This window comes from Reinekea sp., from assembly GCF_982785585.1.
This window is the reverse complement of sequence record NZ_CEYAVF010000015.1, coordinates 25176-47153: the sequence shown is the minus strand read 5'-3', so window position 1 is coordinate 47153 and position 21978 is coordinate 25176. Positions and strand designations below refer to the sequence as shown.

22 protein-coding genes are annotated in these 21978 nt (G+C 53.2%); 9 read left to right on the top strand and 13 right to left on the bottom strand.

What is annotated here, in order from left to right; all coding sequences use genetic code 11:
• The first annotated feature begins 181 nt into the window (after positions 1 to 181).
• The 3 genes from AC4FIC_RS07855 (at position 182) to AC4FIC_RS07845 (ending at position 2984) form a co-directional block, all read left to right on the top strand.
• Positions 182 to 910 (top strand): GNAT family N-acetyltransferase, encoded by a 729-nt coding sequence (locus AC4FIC_RS07855; RefSeq protein WP_100257875.1) that lies wholly within the window; start codon positions 182 to 184, stop codon positions 908 to 910.
• Between the two features lie 9 nt (positions 911 to 919).
• On the top strand, positions 920 to 1375 hold the full coding sequence (locus tag AC4FIC_RS07850; RefSeq protein WP_476194293.1) for a GNAT family N-acetyltransferase: 456 nt from the start codon (positions 920 to 922) through the stop codon (positions 1373 to 1375).
• Between the two features lie 157 nt (positions 1376 to 1532).
• On the top strand, positions 1533 to 2984 hold the full coding sequence (locus tag AC4FIC_RS07845) for a pyridoxal phosphate-dependent decarboxylase family protein (protein WP_273285862.1): 1452 nt from the start codon (positions 1533 to 1535) through the stop codon (positions 2982 to 2984).
• A 44-nt stretch (positions 2985 to 3028) separates the two neighbouring features.
• On the opposite strand, the gene AC4FIC_RS07840 is transcribed toward AC4FIC_RS07845, so the two are convergent.
• Positions 3029 to 3241, bottom strand: a complete 213-nt coding sequence (locus AC4FIC_RS07840) for a hypothetical protein (protein WP_100257872.1) — start codon at positions 3239 to 3241, stop codon at positions 3029 to 3031.
• 58 nt (positions 3242 to 3299) lie between these two features.
• On the bottom strand, positions 3300 to 4382 hold the full coding sequence (locus tag AC4FIC_RS07835) for a chymotrypsin family serine protease (protein WP_100257871.1): 1083 nt from the start codon (positions 4380 to 4382) through the stop codon (positions 3300 to 3302).
• 453 nt (positions 4383 to 4835) lie between these two features.
• On the opposite strand from AC4FIC_RS07835, the gene AC4FIC_RS07830 reads away from it, so the two are divergent.
• Together AC4FIC_RS07830 and gndA are read left to right on the top strand one after the other, a co-directional pair.
• On the top strand, positions 4836 to 5330 hold the full coding sequence (locus AC4FIC_RS07830) for a gluconokinase (RefSeq protein WP_100257870.1): 495 nt from the start codon (positions 4836 to 4838) through the stop codon (positions 5328 to 5330).
• Between the two features lies 1 nt (position 5331).
• Positions 5332 to 6825: an NADP-dependent phosphogluconate dehydrogenase gene (gene gndA, locus AC4FIC_RS07825; protein ID WP_476194294.1), complete on the top strand. Its 1494-nt coding sequence runs from the start codon at positions 5332 to 5334 to the stop codon at positions 6823 to 6825.
• Between the two features lie 105 nt (positions 6826 to 6930).
• Here the strand turns inward: gndA and otnI are convergent, their stop codons facing one another.
• From otnI to AC4FIC_RS07790, 7 genes are all read right to left on the bottom strand, one after another.
• Positions 6931 to 7707, bottom strand: a complete 777-nt coding sequence (otnI, locus tag AC4FIC_RS07820) for a 2-oxo-tetronate isomerase (protein WP_100257868.1) — start codon at positions 7705 to 7707, stop codon at positions 6931 to 6933.
• Complete coding sequence (otnC, locus tag AC4FIC_RS07815; RefSeq protein ID WP_100257867.1) at positions 7688 to 8356, bottom strand: 3-oxo-tetronate 4-phosphate decarboxylase; 669 nt, start codon at positions 8354 to 8356, stop codon at positions 7688 to 7690. The genes otnI and otnC overlap by 20 nt, the downstream gene beginning before the upstream one ends.
• Positions 8353 to 9621, bottom strand: a complete 1269-nt coding sequence (gene otnK / locus AC4FIC_RS07810) for a 3-oxo-tetronate kinase (protein WP_100257866.1) — start codon at positions 9619 to 9621, stop codon at positions 8353 to 8355. Before otnK ends, otnC begins: the two co-directional genes overlap by 4 nt.
• Before the next feature lie 11 nt (positions 9622 to 9632).
• Positions 9633 to 10541: an L-threonate dehydrogenase gene (gene ltnD / locus AC4FIC_RS07805; protein WP_100257865.1), complete on the bottom strand. Its 909-nt coding sequence runs from the start codon at positions 10539 to 10541 to the stop codon at positions 9633 to 9635.
• Between the two features lie 120 nt (positions 10542 to 10661).
• Positions 10662 to 11969: a TRAP transporter large permease gene (locus AC4FIC_RS07800; RefSeq protein WP_100258778.1), complete on the bottom strand. Its 1308-nt coding sequence runs from the start codon at positions 11967 to 11969 to the stop codon at positions 10662 to 10664.
• A gap of 21 nt (positions 11970 to 11990) precedes the next feature.
• On the bottom strand, positions 11991 to 12611 hold the full coding sequence (locus tag AC4FIC_RS07795) for a TRAP transporter small permease subunit (RefSeq protein ID WP_100257864.1): 621 nt from the start codon (positions 12609 to 12611) through the stop codon (positions 11991 to 11993).
• A gap of 78 nt (positions 12612 to 12689) precedes the next feature.
• Positions 12690 to 13724 carry a TRAP transporter substrate-binding protein gene (locus tag AC4FIC_RS07790; protein ID WP_100257863.1) on the bottom strand — a complete coding sequence of 345 codons (1035 nt, stop codon included), beginning with the start codon at positions 13722 to 13724 and terminating at the stop codon, positions 12690 to 12692.
• Positions 13725 to 14008: 284 nt separating this feature from the next.
• On the opposite strand from AC4FIC_RS07790, the gene gntR reads away from it, so the two are divergent.
• The 4 genes from gntR to AC4FIC_RS07770 all read left to right on the top strand — a co-directional run bounded on the left by gntR (position 14009) and on the right by AC4FIC_RS07770 (position 17899).
• Complete coding sequence (gene gntR / locus AC4FIC_RS07785; RefSeq protein ID WP_476194295.1) at positions 14009 to 15037, top strand: HTH-type transcriptional regulator GntR; 1029 nt, start codon at positions 14009 to 14011, stop codon at positions 15035 to 15037.
• Between the two features lie 63 nt (positions 15038 to 15100).
• A complete protein-coding gene (locus AC4FIC_RS07780) occupies positions 15101 to 15985 on the top strand; it encodes a DMT family transporter (RefSeq protein WP_100257861.1) in 885 nt (294 codons plus the stop codon).
• Positions 15986 to 16089: 104 nt separating this feature from the next.
• Entirely contained in the window at positions 16090 to 17160 is a 1071-nt protein-coding gene (locus AC4FIC_RS07775; protein WP_227003681.1) for an alcohol dehydrogenase family protein, read from the top strand.
• 46 nt (positions 17161 to 17206) lie between these two features.
• Entirely contained in the window at positions 17207 to 17899 is a 693-nt protein-coding gene (locus tag AC4FIC_RS07770) for an SDR family oxidoreductase (protein ID WP_273285904.1), read from the top strand.
• Positions 17900 to 17970: 71 nt separating this feature from the next.
• Here AC4FIC_RS07770 and AC4FIC_RS07765 read toward each other — a convergent pair whose 3' ends face one another.
• The 4 genes from AC4FIC_RS07765 to AC4FIC_RS07750 form a co-directional block, all read right to left on the bottom strand.
• A complete protein-coding gene (locus AC4FIC_RS07765; protein ID WP_100257858.1) occupies positions 17971 to 19116 on the bottom strand; it encodes an ABC transporter ATP-binding protein in 1146 nt (381 codons plus the stop codon).
• 12 nt (positions 19117 to 19128) lie between these two features.
• Entirely contained in the window at positions 19129 to 19965 is an 837-nt protein-coding gene (locus tag AC4FIC_RS07760; RefSeq protein WP_100257857.1) for a carbohydrate ABC transporter permease, read from the bottom strand.
• 9 nt (positions 19966 to 19974) lie between these two features.
• Positions 19975 to 20889 carry a carbohydrate ABC transporter permease gene (locus AC4FIC_RS07755; RefSeq protein ID WP_100257856.1) on the bottom strand — a complete coding sequence of 305 codons (915 nt, stop codon included), beginning with the start codon at positions 20887 to 20889 and terminating at the stop codon, positions 19975 to 19977.
• 49 nt (positions 20890 to 20938) lie between these two features.
• Positions 20939 to 21978: ABC transporter substrate-binding protein (locus tag AC4FIC_RS07750; protein WP_487778703.1), on the bottom strand; the 1040-nt coding region annotated here is incomplete at its 5' end.

The following is a 21978-nucleotide window of genomic DNA, read 5'->3' as shown; positions in this document are numbered from 1 at the left end:
ATCGACCGACCGATAATGATTTAATCTCCGATACTCATCTTCAGCAGCACTGTGCAGTATTTCAAAACGGCCTGCGCTATTCTCTCCATCCTAGATATTGTGGCATGATCGGCTATACGCTCCCGGCTTGGCCGGGGCCCCCGTTATACTCATCAGCACGTCACCCTCAGAAGGAATGCCAATGGCTTACGATCCCGAACCGATTAGCGAATATCTTAATGATCTTGGCCAAGCCATTGGTGCGCCAATAACCGATTGGCAGACCCGCGCACGGCCGGTTCGTACCTCGTTGACGGGCCAGTATTGCACACTTGTGCCATTGGAGCCGGAACGGCATGCCGAGGCGCTTTATGCGGCCTTTGCGACGGACCCCGATGGCAAAAACTGGACCTATTTGCCGGTCGGGCCCTTTGCCGACTTTGCGGATTTCAACCACTGGTTGATGAGCGCCTGCGGCACACCCGATCCGCTCTTTTACGCCATTATTGACCAGCGCACCGGCCGTGCCGTGGGTATGGCAGCCTTGATGCGTATCGACCCGACTGTGGGCGTCGTCGAAGTGGGCCACATTCATTTCTCGCCGTTGCTGCAGCGCACACCGCTGGCCACCGAGGCGATGTTCTTGCTGATGCAACGGGTTTTCGATGAACTGGGCTACCGACGTTACGAATGGAAATGTGATAACTTCAATGCACCCTCCAAACGTGCCGCCCAGCGGCTCGGATTCCAGTTTGAAGGCATATTTCGCCAGGCGATAGTATATAAAGGCCGCACCCGTGATACCGCCTGGTTTAGCGTGATCGATAGCGACTGGCCGGCGTTGCAAGGCGCCTTCCAACGCTGGTTGCATGCCACTAATTTCGACGCCGATGGGCGTCAAAAACAAACCCTAGAGTCTTACCGGAAATAGGAAGCGCGCATGACAATAACAGTGACCCCGCTCAACAGTGCCGACCGCGACGAATGGCAAAGGCTCTATCATGGTTACGCCGAGTATTATCAGATGCCGATGACGGACGACATTCTGGAGACGCTCTGGCAATGGATTTTCGATCCGGCCCAGCCATTTTTCGCACTCATCGCCACGGATGAGTCGGGCCAAGGCATCGGCCTGATGCACTTCCGGGAAATGGTATCGCCCTTGCGCGGCGCCAAGGTTGGCTTTCTCGATGATCTCTTTGTCTTGCCGGCGCTACGTGGCAGTGGTGTAGTGGAACAGCTCTATGAAGGCTTAAGGGCACAGGCTAAACAACAGGGCTGGCCCTTTATGCGCTGGATGACAGCTGAAACTAACTATAGAGGCCGAGCGGTGTATGATCGGATCGCGGAGAAAACGGCTTGGCTGACTTATCAGATGAAGGTGGATCAGCTTTGAACCTGTAACAAACTTCTGACTTATCGGGCGCGCTGGCGGGCCGATCGAGTCAAAGCAGAGAAGGCTTGAAAGTCCGACATATGTACCTGATTCTGGGTTTCTTGTTAAAAAACGCCGCTCGCGTTATGGTGAATTTTTGCATTCAAGCGAATCCATCATGCACACAGAACTGGCTGAAACCGGTAAGTTACAGGAATTGCTCGGCCGACTCGGAGCCGGGCTGGACACCTTTCAAGAATTCACCCATCTCGATGCCCAGCATCCGAGCAAGGATTGGCAGAGCCAGTTAACCACCGCCTTACCGCAACAGGGTGAGGGCATCGATAGCGTACTCGATACGCTCATCCAGCAGGTGGTGGCCAATGGCTCGCCGGTCCCCAAACCCGGCTTTACTTCCTACATCACCACCGGCGCCACGACGATTGCGACCTTGGCTACCACCGCCGCCAGCGTGGCGTCACCGCAACGCTATATGCTCACCGCCTTTAATCTGCTCGAGGAATTATCACTGCAGTGGATGGCCGAGATGTTCAGTCTGGGTGCCATGCAAGGGGTTTACAGCAGTGGTGGTTCGGTTGCCAATCTGGTCGCCATGGGGGCTGCTCGCCAATCGGCCTTTGAGCGCATCGGCATTGACCCTGCGGCCAATGGCGTGACGCGGCCAGTCAGCATCTATGCCAGTACCGAGTGCCACCATACTATTCAACGCGCCGCCGGGGTCCTAGGCTTGGGCCGCCGTGCGGTTAAAGCCATTGCCTGTGATGACCAAGGGCGCATGCGGGCTAGCGAACTGGTTAGGGCGATCGAAGCTGACCTAGCCAACGATATTCTGCCGATGGCCATCGTCGCCAATGCCGGCACCACCAATACCGGCGCGATCGACCCATTGGCCAAAATTGGCGCCATCGCCAAGCAATACGGTATCTGGTTCCATGTCGATGGCGCCTATGGCTTGCCGGGCATTTTGGATGAACGCATTAGCCACCTGTTTGCCGGGCTGGAATTGGCCGACTCGGTAATTGTCGATCCGCATAAGTGGCTCGGTGCCTCGGTTGGTGTGGCGGCAACCTATGTGCACGATCGCGAACTGCTGCGGCGGGCTTTCACCCAAGAACCGGCCGACTATCTGGAGGGCACGGCACTGCAAGAAGGCGAGCCCAGCGCACGGGTCGAACACTCGCTCGATGACTTTGGTATTCCTTATTTTGACTATGGTGTGGAACTGAGTGCACCGTGCCGGGGTGTTGTAGTCTGGGCGATGATTCGTGAAATCGGCGTCACCGGCCTGCGTCAACGCATGAGACGGCACAACGATATGGCCGCCTTTATCGTTACCTTTGCCGAGGATTATCCACAGCTGGAAATCCTCTTGGCACCGACCCTATCGATCTGTTGCTTTCGCTATGTGTCCGAAGGCGTTGCAGATTTGGATCGACTGAATCAACGGCTGCACCGCCAGCTGGTGCGCGAAAATCAATATATGCCCAGCACCACTCGGGTGAAGGGTCAGCTCGCCTTGCGGCCCTGCTTTGTTGGCGCACGCCATGAACAAGACCAAGTCGAGGGCTTAATGGCCGCGGTACTGCGCATCGGCGCAACGCTGGTATAAGCAGATTGGGCTGCGGCTTTCGCCTCAGGCTCGGGCTCGGTCGACTAGGGCCCGCTGGCGGGGAGAAATTCGCCGCCGCTGTCGACCACGACCCGGAAGCCCTTGAAGGTCTTGGGTAATAGGGTGGCGGTGGCCTTATCGGTGCTGAACACCGTGATGCAGGGTTTGGCGTGATAACGACCTTCTGCGACGCCTTGAACGGCCGGATACTGATCGAGCCACACCAGGGCGTGGGTGACCGCGTTACTGATATCCATAGCGCACCTCGATACAAATTAGCGCGAAAGCCGGTTGGCCTTCGCGCCATGCCTTTGCTTAGATTTCCGTTAAACGTATTTTCAGTAGATTTTGCACCAGCGCGATATTGTTGACGATGGTGCGCGTGGACGAGCCGGCAAACAGCAAGCCCAAGGCTCCCTCCTGGCGATTCAAGACCAGGCTGCCGGAGTCGCCGCCGGCGCTGATATTCGTCGTGACAATCTGCCGGGCAAAGCGCGCGATACGGCCGCCGCCATAGTTTACATCGACCGTGGCATTGATGTTGGTAATGCGCCCGGTGCGAAAGCCGGTTGTGCGCCCGGTTTTTTCCACCGCCAAGCCGACGCTGGGGGCGGAATAGGTTCGATCGACATAGCCGATCCAATAGATTTCCCGACTCAGGTCGCGCAAGTTACCCTCGGCGATGGCGGCGTCGACATAGTTCAGGGGTCGCTTCGCGCCACTGTGGAACTTAATCGGTATATAGCGCTTCAGCCGAGCAATTACGTCGCGTGGGTAGATGCCACCGTCGTAAGGGCCGGGTTGCAAGATCGGATCGCCAATGCTGGCCGCATTGCTATTGGCTAACACATGGTTGTTGCTCAGTAGATAGAAGCTGCCCGGGCGCGAACTGAGATAATCACTGCGCTCGTAACAGGCCGTGGCGATGGTGCCGGCGGTTATCTTATAGTGCCCGACGCTATAGCCGCCCAAGGCCGGTCGTAGTCGAACGTTCAGACTCGGGCTGAAGGCCTGGGTGGATACCTCATAGCCCACCTCTTGGTGAATAGGCGCATCAAAGGTGGCTTCTTCGGTAGTATAGGTCTGGGCCGGAGGCGCAAAGGCGCCTTCGCCGGCGAACAGATCGCCCACCTCGACCACATCGAGGGTCAGGCCGTCCAGCTTTTTACTGGTATCAATCAGGCTGCGCGAGTCGAGCATATCCCGGTCCATCTTATGGGACACCAGGATCGATAGGCATTTTTCGTTGGTGGTTTGGTCGCCGACCACCTTGTTGCCGATGGCAATGCCGACAACATTATCTTTTTCGAGCATATCCTGTTCAATAGTATGTTGGCAGGCGGCGAGGTTGTTATATTCTTTAGGCAATATCTGTTCACTGCTAATGGGCTTATCCATGATGTAGCATCCTTAATTACACGGGGTAATTACCGGGGTTGTACCGCTAGAAGCAACCTAATTAGAGTTATTGTTGGCTTTTCGGTACCGCAGGAAAGCGCAGCGTTAGTGTTGCAAAGGTATACAGAGGTCAGCAGGAATTAAAGGGTAGACCTGACCATTAACGTACGTTTTACCTTTGCCTTGCACGAATAAAAACAGCGTAGCCGAACGCTAAATGACTGTTAGATTCTTTGTTTCTGTAAGACTAACTGCTCATTACTTATATTTTTTAGGGTGTCAATTAGGGTTGCTGGTGTAACCAGAAGATGCCATCTTCTAGGTGCCTGCCAGATATGGAGCCCTGTGCTTATTATAGGCATCGAGATAGAGTAAAAGGGGGCCTGCATTCTATGGTGAGGCAGGCAAAAATAACGTAAACTAAGTGTTAATATTCCCTTCAAAAAGAACATTATGAAAATCGTCGTTATGGGCGTTTCTGGATGCGGCAAAACGTCCGCAGCGGAGCAGCTTGCCGCACATCTTGCGCTGAACTTTCTGGACGCCGATGATTTCCACAATACAGCCAATGTGGCTAAGATGCGCGCCGGTATCGCCTTGACGGATGCGGATCGCGCCGATTGGTTGAACATCTTAAATCATCAACTACGCCAACATAGTGCGGTAGCGTTGGCTTGTTCGGCATTAAAGCGCGACCATCGAGATCGATTGCGTGCCAACAATCCCGGGGTTATTTTTTTGTACTTACAAGGCAGCATGGCGTTAATCTGGCAGCGAATGCAAAGCCGGTCTGAGCATTACTTTAATGATCAGGGGCTACTGCAAAACCAATTCGATACGCTTGAAGAGCCTGGTCCTGACGAAGCCATTCGCGTTAATATCGACACAACATTAGATGAGGTTGTGCGCCAGTGTTTAGCGCAACTGCCGATCAGCAAGGAACCCTAAGATGAAAAATTCCAGCGCCTCCGACATCGCCATTATTGGCCTAGGAGTAATGGGCAAGAGCCTGACACTCAACCTGCTTGAGAATAGCTTTCGGGTCAGCGGCTATGACGCCAACGAGGCGACAAAAAATCGAGCCGCACAGGCGATTGCCGGGGAGGGTGATTTTGCCCAACGTTATCAGGACTGCAGTGACCTGAAGGCCCTAATGGACTCCCTCAACACGCCCCGTATCCTGGCCCTGTCGGTACCCGCCGGCAAAATAGTCGATCAGGTTATTGACCAATTGCTGGCCCATGGACTGCAAGCAGACGATATCGTTATCGATACCGGCAACAGCCTGTGGACGGACAGCATCGAACGCACAGAGCTGTATCGCGGTCGGTGCAAATTCTTCACCACCGCGGTTTCCGGTGGTGAACAGGGTGCTCGCTTTGGACCGTCGCTAATGGCCAGTGGTGATGCCGATGTTTGGCAACGGGTTATGCCCATGTGGCATGCGATTGCCGCCAAGATTGATCCGCAAGGCCAGGCTCTGCCTGCCCTAGCGCAGGGGGAGCCATGCGCCGCCTACATCGGACCGGCCGGTTCCGGTCATTTTGTCAAGATGGTGCACAACGGCATCGAATACGCGGATATGCAATTGATCTGTGAGGCTTACCAACTGCTCAAGGACATTGGTGGTTTAACCAGTGCTGAGATCGGTCGAGTCTTTGCCCGATGGAACGACGGCGTGCTCAACAGTTACCTGATTGAAATCAGTGCCGATATTCTGCAACAGACCGACCCTGCGAGTGGTAAACCACTGGTGGAGATGATTCGCGATAAGGCCGGGCAGAAAGGCACCGGCCTGTGGACGGCAACCCACGCGATGGAATCGGGTTGTCCGGCACCGACCATTGTGCAGGCGGTTATTAGCCGAGCCAGTTCGGCCCAGGCTACGCTGCGCCAGAGTTTAGCCAGCCTATATCCTGCTGCCAGTCGATCACAAGACAGCTCAGAAGCCTTTGTTAACGCCGTACACGATGCGCTGTACTGCGCCAAAATCTGTGCCTATGCGCAGGGCTTCTCGTTAATGGCGCTGACCGCCCGAGCGCAAAATTGGTCACTGAACTTTGCCGAAATTGCGCGCATCTGGCGCGGCGGATGCATTGTTCGCGCCGCCTTCTTGCAGTCCATTGCCGTGGCATTCGATCGCCAACCGAGCTTGGATAACCTGCTCAGCGATGATTTCTTTCGAACCGAAATCAATCAACGGCAGACGCAATGGCGTTTTGTCGCCAGCCAGATTTGTCAGCAGGCGGTATCAGCGCCGGCGACGCTCTCGGCGCTAAGCTACTTCGACGCCATGACCGAGGCCGTCAGCAGCGCCAATCTCTTGCAAGCCCAGCGCGATTATTTTGGTGCGCACAGTTATCAACGCATCGATCAGGCTGAGGAAAAGTCCTATCATTTTAATTGGTCGGATGCGCAGCGGACAGAAACAAAATTGGGCTGATATTTTTTCAGAGCGAGTCAGTAGAGACAAAAAAAGCGGATCCGGGAGATCCGCCAAAAACAGCTTAGAGCTAAGAGTAAAGATAAAACCTGATGAAAATGTTAATTAGGTCAATTTGTTAATCCAGTGTAAACCATCGACGGTTCCCGCCAGTGGCTTGTATTCGCACCCGACAAAGCCAGCGTAACCATCCTTGTCCAACTCAGCCAGCAGGTAACGATAGTTCAGTTCCCCCACATCCGGTTCATGACGGTTTGGCACACCGGCAATCTGAACATGATCGACATAGGCACGTAATTTTCGAAACGTGCTGAGAACATTGCCTTGCATCATTTGGCAATGGTAAAAATCAAACTGGAGTCGCACATTGGGTTCGTCGATTTCGTCGATTAAGGCCGCACCATCTTCTTGGTAATTTACAAAATAGCCTGGCATATCGATATCATTGATCGGCTCAACCAAGATCGTAAGGCCCGCCTCCTTAACCTGCTGTGCCGCATAGCGCAGGTTCGAGACATAGGTTTCAGTCGCCAAGGCTTGGTCGATATTATCGGGCATTAGACCGGCCATCACATGCAAACGTGTATTGCCCAATATTTTGGCATATTCCAAGGCCGTCGCAATACCCGCGCGGAACTCCTCTTCTCGGCCCGGGATACAAGCAATGCCTCGTTCACCGGCTGCCCAGTCGCCCGGCGGGGCGTTAAATAAGGCCTGTACTAAGCAATGTTTTTGCAGCTGGGCACGTATGTCTTGGGCGCTAAAAGCATAGGGGAACAGATATTCAACGGCATCAAATCCCGCCGCGGAAGCGGCTTGAAAACGATCCATAAAGTCCACTTCGGTGAACAGCATCGAAAGATTAGCAGCAAGTTTTGGCATCGGGGTCTCCTGCCGTTGAGAATTTTTGCTTCAGTTCATCAATCTGTGCCGGGGTGAGCAGGCGCGGTTGATGATTCATCAGGGTGATGTACAGTTTGGCGGTCTCTTCCAACTCTTCGGCGGCATAGACCGCCGCTGTCAAGGTTGGCGCGGCAACGATGGGCCCGTGATTGGCCAACAGCACACAGTGATGCTTGGCGGCAACCAGCGCGATTTCCTCGCCCAAACGCGGGTCGCCCGGTGGGTGATAGGGCGTTAAGGCCACTGGCCCAAGACGCATAATCGAATAAGGGGTCAGGGCTGGCAACATATTATGGGCATCGTGCCCGGCCAAGCAGGCGACTGCGGTTGCATAAGTCGAATGAAGGTGGACCACGGCTTTATCTTGCGGTCGCTGGGCTAAAAAGGCCGCATGCAGAAAAAATTCCTTCGATGGCTTCTTGCCACTGAGCAAGTTGCCCTGGGCATCGAGGCGGGAGATATCCGCTGGATCCAAATTTCCTAAGCAGCAGTTTGTCGGGGTCATTAACCAACCATCGTCGAGCCGGACACTGATATTGCCCGAGCTACCCGCGCTCAACCCCCGATTAAAAAGGGAGCGACCAAAGTCACTGATTTGCTGGCGTAGATCCTGTTCGGTTAGGCTCATAACATGGCCTCAACCGCTTTGGCAAAGAAATCTCGATCGCCAAAGTTACCCGATTTAAGCGCCAACAACTGAGGCTGTGCACTGATGGATTCGGTCAGCGGAACGCCGGGCGCAATGCTTTGACCGATCTTAATCGCGCTAATGTTTAACGCTTGCACCACGGAACCCGACGTCTCCCCGCCGGCGACGATGAATTTTCGGATACCTGCCTGGGCCAGTTGGCGCACTACCTCGGCCATAACACCTTCAACCAAGGTGCCGGCGGCGTCGACGCCAAGTTGTTGCTGTACCGCCTTAATAGCTTCCGGTGTGTCAGTTGCGTAAATCAGTGCCGGACGGCTCACCGACTGTTCTTTATACCAGGCCACTATGTCATCCGCCGTTTGCGAGCCATCGTTAATTTTAAGCGGTTCAACCTTAAGCGACGGGTGATCTTGACGGTACTGCGCAACCTGTTCTTGGGTTGCTATTGAACAACTGCCGGACAAGAGCACAATTCCGCCTGCGACCTTACTTAAGGCGCCAGAGTCGGCTTTTTTGGTTAGCAGCCCTTTAGCCGCAAAGTTATCGGCCAGACCAACAGCCAAACCGGAACCGCCGGTCAATAATTTAAGGTCACGAGCGGCATGGCCGATTGTAACTAGGTGATCGTAGTTGAGTGTGTCAACGATCGCATAGTGGTGCCCTTGCTTTGCCAGTTCTCCGAAGGCCTTGCCAGTTGCTTCGACGCCCTGATCTAGCACTTGGTGATTGACCAGGCCGACACTATGACGCGTCTGAGCATCTAATACGCGCACCAAGTTAGCATCGGTCATCGGGGTGAGTGGATGGTGCTGCATGCCACTCTCGTTCAATAGGACGCCATTGACGAACAAATAGCCGTTATAAACGGCACGGCCATTGATCGGTAAAGACGGGCAAGCAATAGTGAATTTCTCACCCAGTGCATCCAGCAAGGCATCGCTAATCGGGCCGATGTTGCCGTCCGCTGTGGAGTCGAAGGTGGAGCAGTATTTAAAATAATATTGCTCGCATTGGTATTGCTGCAGCCACTGCAGTGCTAATAAGGATTCTGCCACCGCTTGGTCAGTTTTCTGTGTGCGCGTTTTCAGCGCGATGACCACCGCATCGGCGCCGTCGAGATCAACCGGTCCGGTCGGCACACCAATGAGCTGAACGGTGCGCATGCCGGAGGCGACCAAGAAGCTGGCCAGGTCCGTTGCGCCGGTAAAATCGTCGGCTATACAGCCGAGAAGGATGGGCATGTCGACACTCCTTATGATTTGCTTTGGGGCAAATTAACACCGGGGTACGCCTTGATAACGGCGGAATCATCTTCCTGGCCGAAACCGGCGGCACTGGCGGTTAGAAACTGCTGCAGGGCACTGGCGGCTATCGGCAAGGGGAACTTCATCTCATGACCGGCGTCTAATACGATCCCCAGGTCCTTGACGAAGATATCCACCATACTATTGGGGCTGTAGTCGCCCTTCAGGATGTGCGGGACGCGATTTTCAAACATCCACGAGCAACCGGCACTGTTGCAGATAATTTCATAGACCATCTCTGGGTCAAGACCTGACTTAATGCCTAATGCCATGGCCTCCGCGGCGGCGGCTATATGAACTCCGGCCAGCAGTTGGTTGACCATCTTCACCGATTCGCCGGCGCCGACGTCGTCCCCAACCACATAAAGTTTGGCCGATATGGCATCGAAGACGGTCTGGCATTGAGCAAATGCCTCGGGCGCACCCGAGGCCATAATTGACATATCGCCGGTCATGGCCTTGGCGGCACCACCGCTGACGGGGGCATCAATCATGGTCAGATCTAGGGCCGACAAGCGCACGTTGAGATCTCGGGCATAGCTGGCCGAGGTAGTACTGCATAACACCACAATCGTGCCAGCAGGCAATTGATTAGCCATTCCCTGCTCACCAAAGAGCACGGCATCGCATTGTTGAGAATTAACCAGCATCAGGATGATGATGTTGCAACCCGCTACCGCATCGCTCAGGTCTTTCGCGGCGTAGCCGCCGGCATCGACAAAGGCCTGCTTGGTTGCCGGATTGATGTCCAGACCGCGAGTGGTAATGCCGGCGCGAACCAACGATTGCGCGACACCCATACCCATGGAACCCAAACCAATCACGGCGACCTGGGGTGTAGTTGTTGTCTGTGTCATGTTCTAATTTCCTATAAAGTGCTAAGCATGCAAAGGCTGGTCAGCGTTCGTTATAAATAGTTCGCAGCCTCTTAGCTATTGGGCGGTTATAGCCAGATATCCGCCTTAATTTTTTTTCTGTTACAAGCCGGGCAACCACAAGGCGATCTGTGGGAAGGTGAGAACCAAACCCAAAGCGCATAATTGCAGAAGAATAAAGGGCCACATTGAGAGAAAGATTTCGCGCAGGGTAATATTCGGCGGCGCGACACTTTTAAGGTAAAAGGCTGCCGGACCGAAGGGTGGACTGATATAGGACACCTGCATGTTCATGGAAAACAGGATGCCAAACCAAACGGGATTGAAGCCCAATGAGATAACGATCGGAACAAAGATCGGCATAGTCAGCAAGGCAATACCAATCCAGTCCATGAACAGACCCAATACCAGCAAGATGCCCATCATAATCATGATCACCACGATCGGTGCGACATCGAGCCCGAGGATAACCGACTCAACAAAGCGGTTGCCGCCCATCAGGTTGTATACACCCACTAGTGCACTGGCACCGATACCGATCCAGATAATCATGCCGCACGTGTTCAGGGTTTGGCGCAAGCTGTCTCGAATCATCGGCCAGGTCAATTCTTTACGGACCCAGGTCGAAATAACCACACCTACCACGCCCATACAGGCCGCTTCGGTAATCGACGCGATACCGCCATAGATAGAGCCCAAAACCCAGACCGCTACGGCAATCGGCAAGGCAATACCTTTGAGCATCTTGAGTTTCTGAGGCCAACCCATTTGAGATTCTTCTTTCGGTGCTATCGGCCCCATGGCTGGGTTGATGTAGCAGCGGATCAGGATATATGAGACATAGAATCCACCGAGCAACATCGCCGGCAAGACCGTCGCCAAAAACAGGTCGCTAATCGAGACGTTGGCGGTTAAGCCATAGATAATTAACACAATACTTGGCGGGACCATGGTGCCCAATGATCCGCCAGCGACTACCGTGCCGATCGACAAACGTTGGTCATAGCCCAGGCGCAGCATCTGCGGTAAGGCAAGCAAACCGAGAAGCACGATTTCACCGCCGATAATGCCCGACATGGCCGCCAGAAAGATGGCCACTACCAAGGTCTGTACCGCCACGCCACCGCGTAACTGGCCGGCAAAAACGCGCATGGTATTGTAGAGGTCTCGAGCGATACCGGAGCGGTCCAATATCGATGCCATCAGCACAAACATTGGAATGGCAATGAGCACATACTCGTTAATAAAACTGTAGATACGACTGGTGACCAGTGGGATCGCCATCGGCCCGAACCAACCGAGGGTGAAAATCAGGGCAACCAAGCCGGTAATAAAGGCCAGGGGTAGGCCAGTTAATAACAAAAGAAGAATACTTCCGACAATTAAATAGGATGCAGCTTCGATACCCATTGAGGCAAATTCAAACATACCTTAGGCCTCCGGTTGTTTGCGAAAAATGGCTTGAACGAGATGTAGCAGGCTCTGTAAGGTCATGGTGATCAACACCAAGAACAGACCCGTTTTGACCAACGCGGGATATATTGGATCCCAGGCGGAACCTGTCGTTTCCAAACGGAATTCGCCAAGCGGATTGAAGAGTGCTTTCTCGGCCAAAATAAAGGCCGCGTAGGCAATTAATAAACAATAAAATACCGATAAGACACCGTTGATAATGTCTAAAATACGTTTGCCCTTGGGGCCAACAACATCGTAGATCACTCGGATGCGGATATGGCTGTCTCGGGCTAGGCAGTAAGCGCCGCCATAGGCCATGCACAACGCGCAGATCATAATGGTGGTTTCATGCACCCATATCGTTGGCGCGTCGAAAAAATATCGACTGATGATTTCATAAAAACTGATCGCCACGCTAACCATAAAAGCATAGGAGACAAAGTTACCGAGCTTGTCGATCCAAACATCCAACCTATTTTTAAAGACAACATCGGCCATGTGGTCGTATGCAACCTCAGTTTGAATGTCTTCAATTTTAGGGATGGTTGTGCTCAGATTACTGGAATTGTTGTCGCCGGTGACAGGACTTGAACTCATAACAAATACCTTTTGTTATAGATAAAGGCCCCTTCATTAAAAATGAAGAGGCCGCTTCAGTTGATTAATGGCGACTATTTAATCAAGAAGACCTTGGCTTTCCAAGTAAACCGATACAGCAGCATATACTTCGCCGGCCATGTCAGAACGCTCAGCCCATTTAGACCATTGGCCCTGTGCTATAGCGCGGAACTTGTTACGTTCTTCATCAGACCAGTTGATGATTTCAATGCTCTTATCGGCACGAGCTTCAACAACCACGATGTTATCCATCATTTCCAACTGCTGAACGATGTCGCGGCTAAAGTCGCGCACAGAAACAGTCATAACTTCTTGCAAGTTAGCAGGCAGTGAATCCCAAATAGTCTTATTCAGAGATATAGCCAGTGTTGGCATGGAGTGGAAGCCAGGGTAGAGCGGGTACTTGGCAAACTTGTGCAGGCCCTGAGCATGGTTGGTTGAGAACACGGTATAGTCTGCTGCATCAATAACGCCCTTATCCAGAGACGTATAGACCTCTGAACCTGGCAGGTTTACCGGTGAGGCACCTACTGCGGCAAATACTTCTTGTACCATGCCTTCTGGCGCGCGCATCTTGATGCCTTTAAAGTCGGCAACTGAGCGGATTGGCTTGCTGGAAACAAATGCTTCCACACCAGTAGAGGCTGCACCAATAAATTGTAGGCCGTACGGGTTTACCAGCTTGTTATAAACTTCGTTGCCGCCACCGTATTCCATGAATTTAATCATCTGGGACGGATGGCTCCAAGCACCAACTAGGTTGCCCAACATCGCGAACGCTGGATCTTTACCGCTGAAGTATGAAGGATCCGTTAGGTGGCCTTGCAGGATGCCGGCACCGACAGCCTCAAGCGTTTCGTTATACTGCACAACGGAGTTCACCGGTACTAAGTTGATGCTGATCTCGCCATTGGACATTACGCCGACTCGATCTGCCCATGCCTGTTCAATGGGAAAGAAGTTGTCACCCGCCTGAGCGGAGGTCTGAATAGTCCACTCATACTTTGCTGCTTCGGCAACTGTTGCCATACCGGCAGTCATGATTACTGCAGCAGCCAAGGCGTTGAATTTACGGTCAATCTTGAAAGTCATACGGTTGTTCCTTGTTTTTTTATATTTGTCTTGGGAAACAAGCTACCCGGCCGACTGGCAGGGTACTTAAACTCGGTATGTCTACGAGAAGCATCAACTCAGTTGAGGTCATTCGGCGACAGGGGAGTGAGATTATGGGTAAATGATAGCGCTGTCAATGATCAAAAAGGCTGATTTACTTAGTTTTTTTTAAATTATGCTGATAACGCTGTCAGGCTTGATGACATTCGCCATTAACCGACCTATAGTAAAGCGCTACACAACAGGCGCACTGACTAATAAGCATGGACACCGAATACCCAAAAAATCCTCGACGGAGTTCAGGGCGCGTCACGCTAGCCGATGTCGCAACGCTTGCGGGTGTCAGCCCGATAACGGTGTCTAGAGCACTGAAAAGACCCGACATGGTCACAGATAAGTTGCGCCAAAAAATTGATAAGGCTGTTAAGACGCTAGGGTATATACCTAACCAGGCGGCACGCTCGTTGGTGTCGTCGGAAACAAAGATTATTAGTGTACTGTTTCCGTCCTTGTCCAATTCGGTGTTTTCAAGCCTCTTAGATGGCATCTACAACACCCTGACCCCTGCCGGTTATAAGATGTTATTGACCAATACGCACTATTCCTCGGTCCAGGAAGAAGAGCTTATTGAAACCATGCTCGAGCAAAATCCGGACGGTATGATCCTAACCGGTATCGATCAATCCGATAGCGCCCGGCAACGCTTGATGAATATCGGTATACCGGTCGTTCAGGTCATGGAGTTAGGCGACAACCCGATCGATATCAATGTTGGTATCTCTCAGTTTGACGCCGGTTATGCGATGACCGAACATTTGATCCAGAAAGGTTACCGGCATATCGGCTTTATCGGCGCGCGCATGGACAATCGGACCCAACGAAGGCTTCAGGGCTATCGCCAAGCGCTGATCGACCACAGCTTGCCATCGGAAGACTATATCTCGACCAGCTTTGCCCACACCTCCTTTCAGGCCGGTGCCGAATTAATGGTTAAACTGGTTTCCGAGCACAACCAGATCGACGCGCTGTTTTGCAGTAATGACGATCTCGCGGCGGGGGCCATCTTCGAGTGTCAACGCCGAGGTATCAAGGTCCCGCAGCAATTGGCGATAGCCGGCTTTAACGATCTGGAAATCGCCAGTGCGATATCGCCTCGCTTAACCAGTGTGGCGATACCGCGGTTTGAGATGGGCCAGAAGGCCGCCCAATGTTTACTCGACCGGCTGCAAGATAAACCCTGTCCGACCCACATCGATGTGGGTTTTAAGATTGTGCCGCGCGAAAGCAGCTAAGCCGGTCTCCTTCCCGATGGCCGTTCAGTCCGGCGCGTCGTAACTACCAACACCGAGGTATGTGTGCCGAACAATTCATCCGCACCAACAATTACACTGCATTTAACAATTTTTTTCTGGGCCTGTGGCGCACTCTTTGCCAAAATCATCGACCTTCCTGCTGCGGAAATTATCTATTTGCGCTCTGTGCCTGGTTTTTTGGTGTTGACCTTACTCGCGTTGGCACTTAAAAAATCATTTTATTTTCGACCTATGGATTTGTTTTTTGGCATCCTGATCGGCCTGCTAACGGTAACGCATTGGGTCACGTTCTATCAGTCAGTCCAGGCATCAACCGTTGCTCTGGGTCTGATTATGCTCTACACCCATCCGGTCTTTACCACCCTCGGCGAGGCCTTGATTCATCGCCAACGACCCAACCGGCAGCAGCTTTTGCTCGCCCTATCCGGCCTGGTCGGTATCGCTCTGGTCTCACTCCAGTCCTTGAGCTCCGGCTTTAACTTGCCAGCCATCGGGCTGGGTTTGATCTCAGCCATCCTGTTTGCCAGTCGGAACCTCTTCAGCAAATACTTGGCCAGCCATATCCCATCATTGATGCAAATGTGGTTGCAGTTGCTCACGGCGGTCGTGGCTCTGGGTCTGTTTTTTGGTCTTGAACCGGTTCAGTCCGCCAACCAACAGGACTGGTTGCTGCTCGCCTTACTCGGCGTGGTCTTTGTCGCGCTGCCGCATACGGGCTACCTCTATGCGTTAAAACATCTCGGTCCAACACGTGCATCACTGATGGGCATGATTCAGCCGGTCTATGCCATTGGTCTGGCCTTTTTGATCCTCGATGAATTTCCGACCCTGTTAGAAATTACCGGTGGCATCATTATTCTTGGTGCCGCCAGTTGGGCGACATTGGATGCCCGAGGTGATCAGCCCAAGCCCCGGCCAGCTCTCTAGTGGCAACACTGGTAGAGAATGTTGGGGGCCAGTTAATGCAAATTCCGCGTGTTTTTGCTGTAGAGTAACTGCTCACCTCATGTATCAATTGAAGGAACCCCAACGTGCCTAAGAGTTCAATGACCGCCATCCTAACCCTCGGCCATGGGGGTTACGATCAGCTGGTCGCTAGCGAGGTGCCCATGCCTGAGATCGGCCCAGGGGAGGTATTGGTCAAGGTGTTGGCCGCGGGGGTAAACAATACCGAGATCAACACGCGCTTGGGCTGGTATTCTGCCGCGGTGCAGGGCGCGACCAACGACATCGCTGCAGACCCCTCGGCAGGGGGGCAGGCAGATGGAGGTTGGAATGCACAAACCGCCTTTCCGTTGATTCAGGGTACCGATTGCTGTGGTCGAGTGGTGCAGGTTGCCAGCGATGTCGACACCCGTTTGCTCGACAACCGGGTGCTGATCCGGCCCTGCAGTCGCGATGGCGGCTTTGAATCCTTGGCCAACAGCTGGATGGGGTCGGATTTTAATGGCGCCTTTGCGCAATATGTCAAAGTCAAAGCCAGTGAGGTGTTCCCGATCCGATGCGCTTGGACCGACGCCGAACTGGGCACCATCCCCTGTGCCTACGGCACGGCCGAGAATATGTTGCATCGGGCCAATGTTCAGGCCGGTGAAACCGTGTTAATCGCGGGTGCCTCCGGTGGTGTTGGCTCAGCCGCGGTGCAGTTGGCCAAGCGTCGGGGCGCACGGGTGATCGCCATTGCCGGTGAGGCTAAGCACGCGCGCGTCGCAGAGATTGGCGCGGACCTGTTATTCGGCCGCTCTGCCGATCTCATCGCGGCACTGGGTGAACAGACTGTCGATGTGGTGGTGGATAATGTCGGCGGCGCCGGCTTCCCGACCCTGCTCAAACTGTTGAAGCGCGGCGGACGTCTGGTCTCCTCGGGCGCTATATCCGGTCCGATCGTGGCCTTGGATATGCGCGACATGTACCTTAAGGACCTCACCCTGATCGGTACAACGGCCTGGGATGAACCGGTCTTTCCGGCTATAGTGCGGTATATCGAACAGGGTGAAATTCAGCCCCTGCTTGCCAAGAGCTTTGCCTTAACGGCCATCGCCCAAGCGCAACAAGAATTTCTTGAGAAAAAGCATGTTGGTAAGTTTGTGTTAATACCCTAGATAGGTTCATGCTAGGGCAATTGTGTGGGTGAAAGTGGGGCAGACTATGAATACGATATTAATCACCGGCGTTGGCCGCGGTATAGGTTTTCAGCTGGTTAAAGAATTTTTGGATCGGGACTATCGGGTTATCGGTACCGTGCGCGATGAAGCGGCCCAGGCGCGCGTGACGCAATTGGCGGCGGAGCTGGGCAAAACTATCGAGACCCATATAGTGGAGTTGAGCGAGCAAGCGTCGGTAGATCGCCTGAAGGACGCACTGGATGATTGTACCGTCGATATTCTGATCAACAATGCCGGTGTTCGCGGTGGCAGCGAGGACACGTATAGCGAATTGGATTTGGACGATTGGCTCACCGTTCTGCAGATCAATACCCTGTCGCCGATGCGCGTCACACAGGCTTTAATGGCCAACCTGTCCAAGTCCAATCAACCCAAAATTGTCACCATTTCAAGTGCCATGGGATCCCTTGCCCGCGAGCGCAGTGATTCTATCGCCTACCGCAGCTCCAAAGCGGCCCTCAACAAGGCCATGCAATGTCTGGCGGTCGAGCTCAAACCGCAAAAAATCGGCGTCTACTTGATGCATCCGGGTTGGGTTCGAACGGATATGGGCGGCCCGAATGGTGACATCAGTGTCGAACAGAGCGCGAGCGGCTTGGCCGCAACTCTGATCAACTTTGATATGGCCGACTCCGGCCAATTTTGGAATTATGATGGTGAACGGCTGGCGTGGTAAAACTGGCTAAGGCCTCACCATAGGGCCACGTTGGCCATTGCTAACCTAGCCCTCGCCAGGCGTTCAGTGGCCTAGGCCTGACTCGCGGACAAGGCGGCCAACTTCGGTTCGATCAGCATATTACCAGGGTAACGGCGCAGAAAGGCCTGGCCGTGCTGGTCGAACAGATAACAGTCCGCAGCGCGCGCCGAGACCACCAATTCCTCGCCAATGGCCACGGCCCGGTTGCCGTCGCCGCGCAAGACCAGTTCCTGACCATCGGCCAAAGTCAGGTAGATAAAGTTCACCTCACCCAAATGTTCAACCAGACTCACCTTGCCATAGAGCCGCTGATCGTGGCTGTCGTCTTCGGCCAGATGTTCGGAGCGAATCCCGACCTTAACGCGATCGCCCACCGCGGCCTGCTCGGTTAGCACATTAACCGTCACCTCACCGCCACAGGACAGCACGATGGTACAACCATCGGCATCGATGGCCTTAATCTGACCGGGTAAAAGGTTCATGGTCGGCGAGCCAATAAAGGTGGCGACAAATTCAGTGGCCGGCTGTTGGTAAAGCTCCAAGGGCGAGCCGGTTTGGGCAATGGCGCCGTCATTGAGCACGACGATCTTGTTGCCCAGGGTCATGGCTTCAACCTGATCATGGGTCACATAAACGATGGTGGCGCGCAATTGCTGGTGCAGTTTGGAGATCTCCAAACGAGTTTGCACGCGCAACGCTGCATCCAAATTGGACAGCGGCTCGTCGAATAAAAACAGGCGCGGTTCGCGCACAATCGCCCTGCCGATGGCCACCCGTTGACGCTGGCCACCGGATAATTCTTTCGGTAGGCGCTCTAACAGAGCATCGATTTTGAGAATGCGTGCGGCATGCTGGATGCGTGTCGCTATTGCATCTTTACCGAGCTTGTTCGCCTTTAGGCCAAAGGCCATGTTTTTATAGACGCTCATGTGGGGGTAGAGTGCATAAGACTGAAAGACCATCGCAATCTTGCGTTCCGACGGTGTCCAGTGATTGACTCGCTCACCTTCCATTTGCAGTTCGCCTTCGGTAATGGGTTCCAAACCCGCCATCATGCGCAGCAGCGTGGATTTACCGCAACCAGAGGGCCCGACCAAGACCACGAAGTCGCCTTCGTCGATAGTCAGATTGATATCCGACAACACCCGAGTTTTACCGTAGAGCTTGCCAATCTTGTGAAGAGATACATTTGCCATGGGAAACCCTTGTTATTTGACCGCACCGGAGGTAATGCCGCGAATGAGTTGACGAGAAAAAACGAAATACAAACCGACCACCGGCAGCACCGCAAGGCTTAACGAAGCCAAGACAGCGTTCCAATTGGTGGTGTATTGACCGATAAACTGTTGTACGCCTAGGGTAATGGTCTGGGTCGAACTGCCCGGTGCCAGGATCAAGGGAAACCACAGATCGTTCCAGATCGGGATCATCGAAAACACCGCAACTGTCGCTATAGCCGGACGAATCAGTGGCACAATGATTTGCGCAAATATCTTATATTCGCTGACCGAATCACAGCGCGCAGCCTCTTTTAAATCCTTGGGAATTTGGTTCATAAATTCCGCCAAAATAAACACCGCCAAGGGCAAACCTTGGGCCGTATAGACCAGAATTAAGGCAGTCAATGTGTTGGTTAAATTGAGCGATACCATGGTGCTGAGGATGCTGACCGTGCCCAAGCGGATCGGCACCATAATGCCAAAGCCCATTATAAAGTAAAGCCAGCGGTTGCCGCGAAACTTATACTCCGACAGGCCCCAGGCCGCCATCGCGCCGAAGGTAAGAATTAGCAAGAGGGACACCAGGGTGACGATCAAACTATTGGCGAAAAAAGTCAGTACCTCCGATTCCTGGAGCACCTTTTCATAGCCCACTAGGGAAAAGGTCGCCGGCGTCGGCAGAGCGAGCGGGTCGTTAAAGATGGCCCGTTTACTCTTAAAGGAGTTGATGATCACCAAAAATATCGGGAACAATGCGAGTACCGTATAAGACAGCAATACCGCATGGACTAAGGCCGGTCGAGCCAGATTACGCAGACGTATCATAGGGTATCCTTAGAATTGGTGACGCAGCAATCTGCGTTGGACAAAGTAAAAATACAGTCCGACCCCGACACAAATCACCAGGAACATGAGTGAGGCAACTGTGGCCCCCATGGTCGTGCTGCCAATCTGGCTGGCGAAACCGAAAAAGGTCCGGTAAAAAAAGGTACCTAAGACATCGACCGACTGTTCCGGTCCACCGCCGGCCCCGCTATAGACGCTGTACATCAGATCGAAGGCATTGAAGTTGCCGACAAAGGTGAGGATGGTAACTAGGCCGAGCGTGGGATAGATCAGCGGCAACTGAATCGCGAAGAAGGTCCGCAATGGTTTAGAGCCGTCGACATAGGCGGCGTCGAGTAACTCGTCGGGAATACCGATCAGGGCCGCGTAAATCAGGATCATCGGCAGGCCAATATATTGCCACACAGAGATTAATGAGACGGTAATGAGCGAGCTTTCCGGCATACCCAACCAGGGGCCAAAGTAGTCTTCCAAGCCGACCATCGCCATCAGGGTTTCGCCTACACCCCACACTGGGCTTAACATCAGTTTCCAGACAAAACCGACAATGACCACCGACAACAGGGTCGGTAGAAAGATAGCGGTGCGATAAAAGGCCACGCCGCGAATTCGTCCGGTGGCCAATAGGGCCGCCAGCAGTAAGGCAATAGGATTTTGAATGATCATATTGATAAAGAAAAACTTGCAGTTTACCCAGAGGGCATTCCAAAAGGCCTGACTCATCAGCGCATCCTGAAACACAAATTCATAGTTGCCCCAGCCGAGAAAGCTGCGGACTCCGAAACTATCCTCGGTAAAGATGCTTAAACGGAGTGTGTCGGCCAGTGGCAGGGCACTGAAAACACCGTAAATAATAAAGGCCGGGGCTAAAAAAACGACCAAATGCCAGGGGAATTTATTCATAGGAATCCTAATAAGAAGGACCCAGAGGGTCCTTCATTCGGGGCTTTATTTAGTTGGCGCCCATTACCGCTTGGACTTCCGCGCCGGCCTCTTTTGGCGTAGTCGTGCCGTTTAGGACTTCAGCAGAGGCACTGTAAAGTGCACTTAAGATACCATCAGCCTTGATTTCAGAATGGACACGAACGGTTGATTCGCAATCACTGCGCCATGCCATAACTTCGGCGGCCACTGGATCATTGATGTTGACCGAGTGGTTAGACAGTGAAAAGAAACCGGTAACCTTGTTGGTGTACAGATCGGCAAATTCGGCCGAACCGATCCACTCCAAAAATATCGCAGCGTCTTTAGGATTCTTGGCGTTTTTGTTGATGCCCATGCCGATATCGACGTGATCGGAGATATAGCAGGTATCACCGGATTTTTTAACCGGTGGATAGAAGGCACCGTATTCAAATTCGCCTTCAATAGCCTTGTTGAAGCCGGCAATTTCCCATGAACCACCTGGATAGATCGCAGAGCGACCGAGGCTGAACAGGGTCTGTGAATCAGAGTAGGTCTGTGCTTGATAGCCCTTGCCCATATATGGCTTCCATTTGGCCAAATACGACCATGCATCGACAAATTCGGCGTCGGTAAACTTCTTGCTACCGTCGATTAGACCTTTACGTCCAGCTTCACCCTGCCAATAGTTAGGTCCCATGCCGGCATAGACCACCTCATAGGATTCCCACTGATCGTTGGTACCCAAGGCCAGTGGCGTATATTCGCCGTCTGCCGCCAGTGCCGCTAAGACCTTAATAAATTCCGCTTCGGTTTTCGGTACGCTGAGGTTTAATGACTTAAAAGCGTCCTTGTTGTAGAAAAAGCCATGCATTACCGAGGCGATTGGCATGCAGTAGGGCGTGGAGCCCTTAGTCCAGGCGTTTTTCGCGAACGCCGGGAAGTTTTCCAGACCTGCTTGGCCGTTCAGTGGCGCTAGAAAGCCCCGATTGAACCAGCTAAGGGAGACTTCAAAAGGCCGACAGGTGATCAGATCACCGGCGGTGCCGCCTTTAAAGCGCGAGTCCATTGTGGCGTTATAGTCGGGTG

Bases quoted from the DNA above. Each gene is read 5' to 3' on its own strand.
- otnC (WP_100257867.1), bottom strand. From the start codon at position 8,356: ATGAGCCTAACCGAACAGGATCTACGCCAGCAAATCAGTGACTTTGGT.
- AC4FIC_RS07855 (WP_100257875.1), top strand. From the start codon at position 182: ATGGCTTACGATCCCGAACCGATTAGCGAATATCTTAATGATCTTGGC.
- AC4FIC_RS07795 (WP_100257864.1), bottom strand. From the start codon at position 12,611: ATGAGTTCAAGTCCTGTCACCGGCGACAACAATTCCAGTAATCTGAGC.
- AC4FIC_RS07790 (WP_100257863.1), bottom strand. From the start codon at position 13,724: ATGACTTTCAAGATTGACCGTAAATTCAACGCCTTGGCTGCTGCAGTA.
- AC4FIC_RS07770 (WP_273285904.1), top strand. From the start codon at position 17,207: ATGAATACGATATTAATCACCGGCGTTGGCCGCGGTATAGGTTTTCAG.
- AC4FIC_RS07835 (WP_100257871.1), bottom strand. From the start codon at position 4,382: ATGGATAAGCCCATTAGCAGTGAACAGATATTGCCTAAAGAATATAAC.
- AC4FIC_RS07765 (WP_100257858.1), bottom strand. From the start codon at position 19,116: ATGGCAAATGTATCTCTTCACAAGATTGGCAAGCTCTACGGTAAAACT.
- ltnD (WP_100257865.1), bottom strand. From the start codon at position 10,541: ATGACACAGACAACAACTACACCCCAGGTCGCCGTGATTGGTTTGGGT.
- gntR (WP_476194295.1), top strand. From the start codon at position 14,009: ATGGACACCGAATACCCAAAAAATCCTCGACGGAGTTCAGGGCGCGTC.
- AC4FIC_RS07840 (WP_100257872.1), bottom strand. From the start codon at position 3,241: ATGGATATCAGTAACGCGGTCACCCACGCCCTGGTGTGGCTCGATCAG.
- AC4FIC_RS07850 (WP_476194293.1), top strand. From the start codon at position 920: ATGACAATAACAGTGACCCCGCTCAACAGTGCCGACCGCGACGAATGG.
- AC4FIC_RS07845 (WP_273285862.1), top strand. From the start codon at position 1,533: ATGCACACAGAACTGGCTGAAACCGGTAAGTTACAGGAATTGCTCGGC.
- AC4FIC_RS07830 (WP_100257870.1), top strand. From the start codon at position 4,836: ATGAAAATCGTCGTTATGGGCGTTTCTGGATGCGGCAAAACGTCCGCA.
- otnK (WP_100257866.1), bottom strand. From the start codon at position 9,621: ATGCCCATCCTTCTCGGCTGTATAGCCGACGATTTTACCGGCGCAACG.
- otnI (WP_100257868.1), bottom strand. From the start codon at position 7,707: ATGCCAAAACTTGCTGCTAATCTTTCGATGCTGTTCACCGAAGTGGAC.
- AC4FIC_RS07755 (WP_100257856.1), bottom strand. From the start codon at position 20,889: ATGAATAAATTCCCCTGGCATTTGGTCGTTTTTTTAGCCCCGGCCTTT.
- gndA (WP_476194294.1), top strand. From the start codon at position 5,332: ATGAAAAATTCCAGCGCCTCCGACATCGCCATTATTGGCCTAGGAGTA.
- AC4FIC_RS07760 (WP_100257857.1), bottom strand. From the start codon at position 19,965: ATGATACGTCTGCGTAATCTGGCTCGACCGGCCTTAGTCCATGCGGTA.
- AC4FIC_RS07800 (WP_100258778.1), bottom strand. From the start codon at position 11,969: ATGGGTATCGAAGCTGCATCCTATTTAATTGTCGGAAGTATTCTTCTT.